We start from the raw sequence: 12,001 nt of genomic DNA, 5'->3' as shown, positions 1-12,001 counted from the left end.
CTTAACGATTCAAGCCGAGGTTGTTTAAAACTGGTAACTTTCCGGCACGACAACAATGCCTTTTTCCGATAACGTAAAGCGTTGTAAATCAGCAGCGCGATCGACACCAATTTTGGTATAAGGTGGAATCTTGACGTGTTTATCGATAATGCATCCGACTAACTGGCAGCCTTCGCCGACTTCGACATCATCAAATAAAATACTGTCGACTATCGTTGCTCCATCATTGATCCTAACGCTGGATGAGACGATGGAGTGTTGTACTGAGCCTCCGGAATTAATCACACCATTGGCAATGATCGAGTTAATAAAAATGCCTTCGTTTCCGGTAGCTGACGAGACGGTACGTGCTGGTGGCAGTTGCGGTTCATAGGTGCGAATCGCCCAATTTTTTTGATAAAGATTCATCGGCGGGACGGGTTCTAGTAAATCCATATTGGCTTCATAAAACGAGTCAAGGGTGCCAACATCTCGCCAGTAAGAATCTTTAGCGACACGTCCTTTTTCATTAGCAAATTGATAAGCAAATACTCGGCCCGATGGGATAAGTTTGGGGATAATATCTTTACCAAAGTCGTGGCTTGAATGCTCAAGCTCCGCGTCCTCGAATAATGCTTGCCTTAGTGTGTCCATGGTAAAAATATAGATGCCCATCGACGCCAAGCTGCGATCAGGATTATTCGGCAGAGCAGGTGGGTCGTTTGGTTTTTCAACAAAAGAACAAATTCGTTGCGCTTCATCAATCGCCATAACACCAAATGCTGAGGCATCTTGGCGAGCCACTTCCATACAGGCAATGGTCAGTTCTGCTTTATTTTCAATATGTTCTTCCAGCATTGCCGCATAATCCATGCGATAAATATGATCGCCGGAAAGCACGACAACATACTTTGCATCGCTGCGCGATAGCAGCCACATATTATGAAACAGTGCATCAGCAGTGCCTTCGTACCATTTACCTCCTTTGCGCATTTGAGGGGGGACGACCGTAATAAATTCCCCCAGTTCTGGATTGAAAATTGACCAACCATCGCGCAAATGCTTTTGTAAGGAGTGTGATTTATATTGTGTGAGTACCAGAATACGCCGTAGACCTGAATGTAAGCAATTAGTGAGGGTAAAATCGATAATACGATATTTACCGCCAAACGGAACGGCGGGTTTTGCTCTATCATCGGTTAGGGGAGATAAGCGTGAACCCATTCCTCCAGCTAAAACTACGGTTAAGGTATCTTGCATCTTTTATCTCCCTATTATTGTGCAATGGATAATTTTATACAGAATAGTACAAATATTGGGCCAAAATGGTGAAACACTTATCATATTATCCTCGCCCTTGATATGGCAGTACTGGTGCTGATATTTTGAAATGCGCCATGAATGATTAGCCATCGTTGGCGCTTATTCAAGGTTAGTCTACGATGGTGCAACGCTATGGCAGAGAAAACCTCATTACATACTTACGGTGTTTCTACTGCATTATAGAGTTGAAATATCGACTGAAAGAGTAAGAAAAAGCATCGTTATTATCTTAGAACAATAGAGAGACACGATGAGTGATGCTTATCTTTTGCACCAGATTTGTGCAAGTGCACATTGCTGGTGAGGTGAATGGTCGATTGAATTTCATCACTTATCTTGCCATTTCACGACTCAGTAATACGGAAACCTGATTGCGCCCCGTGGCTTTTGATTCATACAACGCTTTATCTGCTCGCTGGTAAGCTTCTTGTTCCGAACCGATAATGTCAGTGAGTCCTGCGCTAATCGAAACACGCTTAGCATGAAGTTGATAAACTTTGATGCGTAATCGCTCAATAACCGCTTGTGCCTCCTCGATGGGGGTATGGGGTAAAATTATCGCAAATTCTTCGCCACCAATTCTCGCTAAAAAATCTGATTCGCGTAGACCATCACGCAGCGTTTCAGCGACGGACTGAATAATATAATCGCCATGACTATGGCCAAATTGATCATTAATTCGTTTAAAGTGATCAATGTCTAAAATGGCGAGACAAGAGTGTTCATATTCTGGGTAACGTTTAACTCGATGGCATTCGAGGTGAATTTGTTGGTCAAATTTACGTCGATTCCAGATCCCCGTTAAGGCATCTTTCTCACTTTGTTCACGCAGCTTATTTTCCAGCGATTTATATTGAGTAATATCGACAAATGAAGCGACATAATATTGAATAATGCCTCGATCATCCAAAATGGTTTGAATTCGGAGAATTTCTGTTAGTTGTGAGCCATCTTTACGCTTATTGATGACTTCACCTTCCCAAATGCCTTCTTTTTGTAACGATCTCCACATATCGACATAAAATTGCTGATTGTGTTTACCGGAGGCAAATATAGAGGGTTGTTTACCTTGAACTTCTTCTAACTGGTAGCCGCTTAAACGGGTAAATTCGTGATTAACCTTAATGATCCGGTTTTGCTTATCAGTAATCACAATGGCAGACATTCCATTCATTGCAGCCAAGGCTAATTGGCTCTCAAGGCTATTTTTTTTGTGAGTGATATTCCAAACCACGCCGCTTCCAGCCACGATACCCAGCAGTAGAAAAATACTGGTAGCTTGCACGAGTAGATCGTGACGTTTCGCGGTGCGTTGTTGCTCTAGGGTCTGTGGGTCATGACTGTTGAAAATTATTAAGCTTGCCCCTTCTCGCTCAGTCTTGGGTAGCGAGAGTTGCATAAAATGATATTGACGGCCTTGATAAATAAACAAGCCTTGATCTTGTTGTTGAATCGATCGCCAGAGTTCCGGTGATTGCTGCGATAAATGGGCAATGGGATCATTAGCGTCATCGTCTGAGGAGGACGACAAATGAAGAACCGTTTCTCCATTGTGATTTAAAGCCGTAAATTGTGAGGTATCGACGGCGATGGTTGATTCTGTGTTAGTCGGTACAGAGTGACGTTCGAGTTTTGCAAGCTCGTGCGCGAAATAGAGAAAAGGCACACATCCGAGAATGCACCATACCATAAAAAACTGAGCGAGATTTTTAGCCTGTGACGATGACATGATTAACTTATAATGATTATTAAGCGGTGATTATAGACCTTTAAAGCGAGAGATTACTTCCAATATGTTCAGTTCGTGCGCTTGCTCAACATTGGTGCATATACGGTAATCAGGAAAAATGAAAATTTACAATGTAAACTGAGTATTGGCTAATAAGAAAACCTTCCAGTAAAAGAGAGAATGAGGAGTTAACGATTATGAAGAAAGTACTCATGCTGCTGCTTCTCATTTTTGGTTTAGCGTGTGCGGGCGCTGGCTATTACCTATTTTATTACAAGCCAGAACAAGAACGGCTAGAGGCTCTAAATCAACGTTTGATGCCTGAGGCACCGATGTCTCAAGAATACGAACCAAGTGCTCCTGCTTTTGTCATGCCAGATATCATGGACTACTACGTCAATGAGCCCACCCTTGGTGTGCGCGAGAAGCCGGATAAAGATGGATTTGTTCATCGGTTACTTTATCGTGGTGAGCCGGTATTTTTGTATGAAAAACAAGAGGGGTGGGGAAGACTAACGCCTTTTTACGTCTATGAAGAAGGGGGACCTGAAGTGGCGGAGTGGATCCCATTGGATGGGCTGGTGGTTGATCCGCCTGTGATCACCCCAGAGGAACGGCGTGAAACCGTACTGAGCTATATTATGAATTCAGATGATTTAGAGGTGTTTAAAACCATGTTTATTCAAACCACGGATCAGCTACTGAGTGATAAAACTTGTGTTCCGGGTGATTTTAAAGAGTTAGGAGGTTGGGTTCGCTCCGTTCGTTATCAGTCTGAGGACGTTTATTTTGTCTATTGTGGTGGTTTAAACCAAGCAAATAAAATTTATCTTAATGCACAAACTGGGGCCATTTTTTATCAATAATGATTAAGATATTAGCCATAGCTTACGATTAGCGATAAACGCATTAGTTATATTTGACGAAAATTTTACTTGAGTCACACTCTACTCAGTTCTACACTGAGCTGTCCTATTAAGAATGAATTGATCATGCTCGAACGTATAACGTATTTTTTCTGGTTAGCTTTTCTTGCGTTGTTATTACCTTCGCAAGCGTTGGCGTGCTCGGAAAATTACGCTAATTCAAGCATTACTCTCAACCATTCTGTTTGGAATGCGGCTTCACATGGCGTACAAAATCCATTTGAGTTTGATTCTCAAGAGAGTCCGATCGATGTTGACTCGGTGCCAACCAGCGACACGTTGGCGAAAAGTATAGTTCAAGCGATTCTTAATCCGCCTCGCTTGCAGCTCACCGAGATTAACTTACCTCTCGATAATGGCTTTGATTTTCCTCATCTTGAAGGAAATGACGCTCTGCCTCGTTCTATCGATGCGGATCGCTATGCCGCTCAAACTTGGACGTCCATTCCTTATCAGCATTTTCATGCCTCACATCGTCTTTCCGGTTGGAAAGAGACCAACGCCATGTACGTGGCATTAAATAGCCATTTCCTTTCTGCTTAATCTCACTTTTACGTGACAATGTCACAATTTTAGTTTTTTAACTCGGCTATGCCCGAGGAGAGAGTTATGCAGAGAAAAACCGCTAAAACGCCAGCGCGTATTATGAATCGCTATGCGACATGGAAATACGTGGTATTGGTTATAACCGTTATCTTACTCGGTTTAAGTGCCATTCCTACTTGGTATGGTGAACAACCATCAATTCAAATTGAGTCTAATCAAAAAGACAGCCCTTTAAATAATGTGGTAACGGTTAATCAATTATTGCAAAAGCAAGGAATTGCTGCCCAAGAAATCCGTCAAGAAAATAACCACACGACGCTGGTTTTTAAAACTGAAACCGAGCAGAGCCAAGCACGCAAGTTATTAGATAATTTCGTGCAAGAAGGAGAAAGTTTAACTTTCTCTTATGTTTCGGTCGCACCCTCTTGGTTCACGCAGATGGGATTTACTCCGATCAAGTTTGGCCTAGATTTACGGGGTGGGGTGCAATTTCTATTAAATGTTGACGTGGATAAAGCTTTCCAAGAGCAACGAGATAGCCTAACAGACGATGTGAGAGAAATGTTGCTTGCTCAACATCTTAGAGGAGTAAAAATCGAAGCATACGGTAATGATGGCTTTTTAGTTTCCGCTAACTCACGTGCTTCACTGAATAAGATTAGTCAGTTTGTTAAAGAAAATTATCAAGGCTGGGATGTTAAGCTATCTTCTGATCAACTGACCGTTCAGCCAAGTAAGCAAAATAAATTGGACTTTCAATCGGCAACGATCCAGCAAAACTTGAAAATCATGCGTGATCGTATTGAGGAACTCGGCATCACTGAAGCTTTAGTTCAGCGTCAGGGTGAACATAGTATTCGTATTGAGTTACCTGGTGTGCAAGACCCTGCGCAAGCGAAAAACGTCATTGGTGCAACAGCCAGCTTAGCATTTTATGAAGTCAATACCAGCGGTATCGCCAGCCGTGATGATTTACAACTGAAAGACAATAATGGTCAGTTAGTCATTTTACATAAACGTCCAGTACTCACAGGGGATCATATCGTTAATGCTCGTGCGGGTATGGATAAAATGGGTCTTTCTGAAGTCAATATCTCGCTTGACCATGCGGGTGGCAAGCTAATGAGTGACTTCTCCGCCAAGCATATTGGCAAACCCATGGCGACCGTGTATCGAGAGTACAAAACCAATGCTAATGGAGAGACGGAACGCAGCGAACGCGTGATCAGTGTGGCGACGATTCAATCGCAATTGGGGAGCCAGTTCAGAATTACCGGCGCAGGTTCGAATCAAGATGCTCAACAACTGGCATTGTTGTTAAGAGCCGGATCACTCACTGCTCCAGTGACAATCGTCGAAGAAAGAACCATCGGTGCATCGCTCGGTGCTGAAAATATTGAAAATGGTTTTGCGGCCTTGGCGTTAGGGATGGCATTGACGTTAACCTTTATGGCGTTATGGTATCGCCGTTTAGGTTGGGTGGCGAACGCTGCTTTGTTGATCAACATGGTGTGTTTATTTGGTTTAATTGCGTTATTGCCGGGAGCGGTATTAACCTTACCGGGGATTGCTGGTTTGGTGTTGACGGTCGGTATGGCGGTGGATACCAACGTGCTTATCTTTGAGCGAATTCGCGATAAGTTAAATGAAGGGCGTAGTTTTGCTCAAGCGATTGATAAAGGTTTTAGCAGTGCGTTTAGCACCATTTTGGATGCCAACGTGACTACGATGATTACTGCGATTGTTTTGTATTCGATTGGTAATGGACCGATTCAAGGTTTTGCATTAACGCTGGGATTAGGGTTGATCACCAGTATGTTTACCGGTGTATTTGCATCACGGGCATTAATTAATTTGATTTGGGGACGTGATAGTCGCCGAGATGTGAGGATATAACGATGGTGACTTATCTAAAACAACATATTCGACGTATTCGTCACATTACCAATATCGTTTCGATTGCTTTAACCCTGTTAGCATTAGCGGCTTTTGCGATTCGTGGTCTTAATATGGGGCTAGATTTCACTGGCGGTATGGTAACCGAAGTCAGAGTGGATAAATCATTAACCCATGATCAAGTCTTAAATACTCTCAAGCCGGAGCTGGGTGATTCTACCAGTGTGATTCAGTCTGGTGAGGAAGGGCGCTGGGTCATTCGTTACCCGTTAGTAGAAGAGCAACAAAGTGCTCCAGAAATAGAGACGTTACTGAGTACTATTTCATCTCAGATTGAAGTGGTGAGCAATAGCATGGTTGGCTCACAAGTTGGTGAGGAATTGATCGATCAAGGTGGCTTAGCATTATTGATTTGTATCTTATGTATATTGGGCTACCTTTCGTTTCGTTTTGAATGGCGGTTGGCGAGTGGTGCTTTATTAGCGCTATTGCATGATGTGATCTTAGTACTCGGTTTTTTTGCGGTGACGCAAATGGAGTTCAACTTAACCGTTTTTGCCGCCACTTTAGCAATCTTAGGATACTCACTGAATGACTCGATCATTATTTCCGATCGGATTCGTGAACTGCTGGTTGCTAAACCCAAAGCACCGCTGGCAGAGATCAATGATCAAGCGGTGATTGCAACCTTTTCTCGCACGATGGTGACTTCAGGTACCTCATTAATGACAGTGTCTGCTCTTTGGTTAATGGGCGGCGAACCATTACAAGGCTTTGCTATTGCCATGTTTATCGGGATTATTTCTGGCACGTGGTCATCCATTTCCATCGGTACCGTACTCCCTGAATGGTTACATTTAGAGTCCAAGCATTATCTGCCGGTTGAAGTTGATATGGCGCCTTAAATATCGGAACCCCCTTGATAACCTCAAGGGGGTTTTTATACGGTTTATCCCCTTCCTACGTGAAGCTGAAAAGGTGTTGGCTACGTTCGATCCTCCAATGAACATAGACACGCTATGTTCATTGGCGCTCACTCATTACAACTCCAAATGGTTTGGGTATAGATTTTAGGAACGGTAATGATGGCAAGCATGACGAGATATATTTAATTTACGCATTTTTGAACGTAGAGTATTTGGATTAATGGCGAGTAGTTTAGCGGCTCCAAAAGGACCTTCTATTCTTCCGTGGCAATGACGTAACGCATTGCAAATATGGTCATATATCACCTTCTCTAAACTAAGGAATGATGAGACTTCTGCATGACTTTCACTGTTTAGTGGAGATGTGGTCGGCTCTTGCAAAGAGTCAGGTTGTAAGATTAACGATTGCTCAATGGCAAGATATTTTCCCTGTCCTAAAATCGCCGCTCTTTCGATAATGGCTTGTAATTCCCTGACATTACCTGGCCAATGGTAGCGTTTTAAGTAATCTATCTGTTCATTACTTGGTAAACAAAGAGGTAAACCTAGACGATTGGACGCTTTGTGAGCAAAATGCTCGGTGAGTTGTTGCATGTCACCAAAGCGTTGGCGCAATGCTGGTAGATGAATTGGAAAAATATTAATACGAAACCATAAGTCCTCTCTAAATAATCCTTGCTGGACAGAGAGTTCTAAATTTCGATGTGTAGCAGCAATAATACGAACGTTAACGCTGATTTCTCTTTCCCCTCCAACCCGAGTAAATGAGCCTTCTTGTAATACTCGTAATAAGCGCACTTGAGCCGCTAAACTTAATTCACCTATTTCATCTAAAAATAACGTACCGCCATCGGCGCGTTCAAACCATCCTTTTTTTTGAGAGATTGCACCAGTAAAGCTGCCTTTTTCATGCCCAAATAATTCTGAATCAATCAGTTCCGAAGGGATAGCACCACAGTTTACTCGGATAAAGTCGTTTTGAAATCGCTGTGAGTGATTATGGATATAACGGGCAATCACTTCTTTTCCAGATCCGGTCTCCCCAAGGATAAGAGCTGTAGAATCAGTCAATGAAACCAATTGTACTTGCTGCATTGTTTGTTTTAGACCGTGATTTTCGCCAATAACCATTTTTGTCATACTCATTTTTCGAGGAATACCTGTTAAATTTAAAGGGTTTATTGTTATTTAGAAATGAGTTTTTATTCCATATAGTAATAAAAAGTTATATAGAATTTTTTAGTGAAATAGAGATGTGAAAACCATTAATTTTCAGTTGATTACATTGATATTTAACTAATTTATAAAATTCGCTGATTTGGCATGACTTGTGCAATCAATAGGTTACATTCATCTATATTGATTAGGGATTGAGTATGATAGATAAAATTTTGGTGATTCCAGGTTATAAAGGCAGCCCTAATGAGCATTGGCAAACATGGCTTCAGACTCAATACCCTAACACGGAGAGGATAAAGGCGATTGATCACCATAAACCGATTCTTAGTCAATGGTCAGCACAGATCCAACAGTATCTAGAGCAGCAAACGCTACCCATTATCATCATTGCTCATAGCTTCGGTTGCTTAGCCGCTTTAGATGCTATCGTTCGAAAACAGTTACAATCAAAAGTGAGTGGTGTCTTATTTGTTGCACCGGCTTCGCCGTATCGATTCACTTCTTATGGCCATAGGGCTGATTTTCCGAACGAACGTTCGATTGTTGAAACGTTAACAATTCGCGCCCTTGGTGTTTTGGGGACCATGGTAGTAAGTAGAAATGATCCTTGGATGAACTATGACCATGCTTGCTGTTTAGCTGCTGATTTGGGCTTACTGACTTACGATGCGGGTTATGTTGGTCATATTAATATGGAGTCAGGACATGGACCATGGCCGGAAGTAAAAGCACTTATTGATGATATTCAATTACAAGTCCAACGAAATGTTAATTCATTTAAATAATATTTATTTAAAATTAGCAATTAGATTTAATTTTATGGAGAAATAATAGATATCAATATCCATGCTTAAAAACGACTAGATTAGCTATTAATAGAACATTTAACTTAGCCTAAATTTAAATATACCCTTCCGACTTGAAGCTGCAGGGGGGTTGGCTACGTTCATTCGCCCCAATCACATAGTCTATCTATGCTCATGGGGATTATGAGAGCCATCCGTGGCTCTCACCAAAGGCCAGCCTACGGCTGTTCAAATTTGTTCCAGACAAATTTGTCACTCACTTGCCGCCTACCTGCAACTCCAAGTTGTTTGGGTATATCACTTTTTTATGGTGAGGGCCTATTAAACCTTAATTTTGTGATTTATTAAACATCTACGTTTTTACTCACTAGCTATAACGTTTTCGTGATAATGGTTTTATTAAAATAGAATATAAACTACGGAGAAAATAACAATGCATGAATTACCAACGCTATCTTTAGCTGAACTTTACTCCAATAGAGACCAATTTATTTATTCACTTAGCCGAGTTGCAAGAGAGGTTGGTTTTTTTTATCTATCAGATTTTGGTATTAATAATGAAAAAATCAATCATATTCATCATATAGCCACTGATTTTTTCACTTTATCTTCAGAAGAGAAAAATAAAGTTTCCATGATTAACTCCCCACATTTCAGAGGTTTTTCTGGTATTGGAGAGGAAAAAACTAAAGGGAGCATAGATATACGTGAACAGTTTGATGTCATGAATGAAGAACCAGCAAGGCAATTAGAAGACTCACCGCTATGGATGAATATTTATGGTCCTAATCAATGGCCAGCAAGTATTCCTCATATGCGTGAGCTTATTTTAGACTTTATGAATGATCTGTCTTTTATTGCTCAAGAGTTGTTATCAGCCTTTGCTTTGGCGTTAGAACAAGATCCCGATGTATTTAATCACTCGATAATGGGTAATCCATATCAACATCTAAAGTTGATCCGCTATCCTAATGTTGATTTGGCACAGAGCTCTTCACGTCAAGGCGTAGGTGCACACAAAGACCCAGGTTATTTAACGTTACTTCTCCAAGATAAGGTTAGTGGTCTCGAAGTATTAATTAATGATAAATGGCTCGCGGTTCCACCGAAAAAAGACACCTTAATTGTGAATATTGGTGAATTACTCGAGCTTGCTTCAGATGGCTATTTAAAGGCAACTGAACATCGTGTAGTAAGCCCTAATCATGGACAGGAGCGGTTCTCTATTGCGTATTTTATGGGACCCAGATTAGAGAGTCGAGTTCCTAAATTATTACTACCAGAAAAGTTAAAAAATCAAGCTTTGGGCCCAACTTCAGATCCCAATAATCCACTATTCTATCAAGTGGGAGATAATGTATTAAAAGGACGTTTAAGATCTCATCCTGAAGTGGCTAATAAATATTATAAAACTATCGTTAAAAACTAAAAAGTAGATAAATATGAATAATAAAACACAATTACTACACAGTGGTGTAATAGAAGATCAATTTGGCTCATTAACTATACCCATTTATCAAAGTAGTGCATTTGAATACCATAATTTTGAAAATGGTAAAAAGATTTTTTCAGGCGAAGAGAATGGTTATGTTTATAGCCGAATGCGTAATCCAACCATTAGTATGTTAGAAACTCAATTAGCGAATATGGAGGGAGCTGAACAATCTTTAGCTGTTTCGAGTGGTATGTCAGCAATCAGTAGTGTATTACTCTCTTTATTAGATACCGGCGATGAATTAGCGATTGTCGATCCTATTTATGGAGGAACACAAAGTTTATGTGATAACTTACTGGTTCGAATGGGCATAAAAGTTGTTCATTACGCTGATGTATCGGATTTAACTCTGCGAGCAAATCCCAATACTCGAGTCATATTTTTTGAATCTATCTCTAACCCAACCGTCAGAGTTAATGATATTCATTCAGTTGTTAGTACAGCTAGAAATATAGGTGCGATTACAGTCTGTGATAATACTTTTTTATCTCCTGCTGTACTCAAGCCGATAGAATTGGGTATTGATATTGTTATACACAGTGCCACCAAGTATTTAAGTGGTCATGGAGATATTATTGCTGGCGTGATTTCAGGGAGCGACCATTATTTAAATCTCATCCGTGGAATATCCAATAAGCAACTTGGATCATGCCTTGGTCCTCAAGAAGCCTACTTATTACATCGAGGTTTAAGGACTTTATCTTTGAGAATGGAACAGCACCAAAATGGAGCATTTAAAGTCGCGGAGTTTTTAGCAAAGCATCCTCTGATAGCAAGAGTCTATTTCCCTGGATTAGAAACCGAAAGTCGTGATGATAAAAATCCGCCAGCATGGGGAGCGATGGTCAGTTTTGAATTAAAATCCGATCTTAATGCGGTAAGAAAATGCCTAGATAGTCTGGTGCTATTCAAACAATCGGTAAGTTTAGGTGATTTGGAAAGTTTAGCTTGTCATCCTGCGACGACAACTCATGCTGGCTTAGATAAAGAGCAGAGGGAGAAATATGGGATAACCGATAAACTGATCCGTTTAAGTATCGGTGTTGAGCATCCTGATGATCTCATTGCTGATCTAAGCCAAGCGATAGCGTTGGCTCATGATAAAGTTAAGGGGGCATTTGTGTCTGTTTTATAATAAAAATGGCGAGCATAAAAGCTCGCCATTTTCTGTATGCAATATTTCTTTATTCAATATT

At 40.9% G+C, this 12,001-nt stretch carries 10 protein-coding genes; 7 read left to right on the top strand and 3 right to left on the bottom strand.

Translation table 11 applies throughout. The features are described from left to right. Positions 1-24 precede the first annotated feature (24 nt). Together glgC and AACS00_RS10720 are read right to left on the bottom strand one after the other, a co-directional pair. A complete protein-coding gene (gene glgC / locus AACS00_RS10725) occupies positions 25-1,239 on the bottom strand; it encodes a glucose-1-phosphate adenylyltransferase (RefSeq protein WP_110167396.1) in 1,215 nt (404 codons plus the stop codon). Between the two features lie 394 nt (positions 1,240-1,633). Beyond that, positions 1,634-3,031: a sensor domain-containing diguanylate cyclase gene (locus tag AACS00_RS10720; protein WP_110167395.1), complete on the bottom strand. Its 1,398-nt coding sequence runs from the start codon at positions 3,029-3,031 to the stop codon at positions 1,634-1,636. A gap of 197 nt (positions 3,032-3,228) precedes the next feature. On the opposite strand from AACS00_RS10720, the gene AACS00_RS10715 reads away from it, so the two are divergent. The 4 genes from AACS00_RS10715 to secF all read left to right on the top strand — a co-directional run bounded on the left by AACS00_RS10715 (position 3,229) and on the right by secF (position 7,304). Continuing rightward, the gene (locus tag AACS00_RS10715) at positions 3,229-3,897 is read left to right on the top strand and encodes a hypothetical protein (protein WP_110167394.1); all 669 of its coding nucleotides are present in this window, start codon (positions 3,229-3,231) and stop codon (positions 3,895-3,897) included. 126 nt (positions 3,898-4,023) lie between these two features. Then, complete coding sequence (locus tag AACS00_RS10710) at positions 4,024-4,500, top strand: hypothetical protein (protein ID WP_072670681.1); 477 nt, start codon at positions 4,024-4,026, stop codon at positions 4,498-4,500. Positions 4,501-4,566: 66 nt separating this feature from the next. Further along, a complete protein-coding gene (secD, locus tag AACS00_RS10705; RefSeq protein ID WP_110167393.1) occupies positions 4,567-6,399 on the top strand; it encodes a protein translocase subunit SecD in 1,833 nt (610 codons plus the stop codon). Between the two features lie 2 nt (positions 6,400-6,401). Beyond that, positions 6,402-7,304, top strand: coding sequence for a protein translocase subunit SecF (gene secF, locus AACS00_RS10700; protein WP_072670679.1), 903 nt, complete (start codon positions 6,402-6,404; stop codon positions 7,302-7,304). Between the two features lie 165 nt (positions 7,305-7,469). Here the strand turns inward: secF and AACS00_RS10695 are convergent, their stop codons facing one another. Beyond that, positions 7,470-8,471: a sigma-54 interaction domain-containing protein gene (locus AACS00_RS10695; RefSeq protein ID WP_258306858.1), complete on the bottom strand. Its 1,002-nt coding sequence runs from the start codon at positions 8,469-8,471 to the stop codon at positions 7,470-7,472. Between the two features lie 230 nt (positions 8,472-8,701). Here AACS00_RS10695 and AACS00_RS10690 point away from each other — a divergent pair, with 230 nt between their 5' ends. The 3 genes from AACS00_RS10690 (at position 8,702) to AACS00_RS10680 (ending at position 11,940) form a co-directional block, all read left to right on the top strand. Then, the gene (locus AACS00_RS10690) at positions 8,702-9,289 is read left to right on the top strand and encodes an RBBP9/YdeN family alpha/beta hydrolase (RefSeq protein ID WP_110167390.1); all 588 of its coding nucleotides are present in this window, start codon (positions 8,702-8,704) and stop codon (positions 9,287-9,289) included. A gap of 454 nt (positions 9,290-9,743) precedes the next feature. Then, positions 9,744-10,739, top strand: a complete 996-nt coding sequence (locus AACS00_RS10685; RefSeq protein ID WP_110167389.1) for an isopenicillin N synthase family dioxygenase — start codon at positions 9,744-9,746, stop codon at positions 10,737-10,739. A gap of 13 nt (positions 10,740-10,752) precedes the next feature. Beyond that, entirely contained in the window at positions 10,753-11,940 is a 1,188-nt protein-coding gene (locus AACS00_RS10680; RefSeq protein ID WP_110167388.1) for a trans-sulfuration enzyme family protein, read from the top strand. Positions 11,941-12,001 lie beyond the last annotated feature (61 nt).

The sequence above is a fragment of the Vibrio sp. 11986-1-5 genome, from assembly GCF_963878025.1.
Taxonomy (GTDB): domain Bacteria; phylum Pseudomonadota; class Gammaproteobacteria; order Enterobacterales; family Vibrionaceae; genus Vibrio; species Vibrio injensis.
This window is presented reverse-complemented; position numbering and strand designations above follow the sequence as displayed.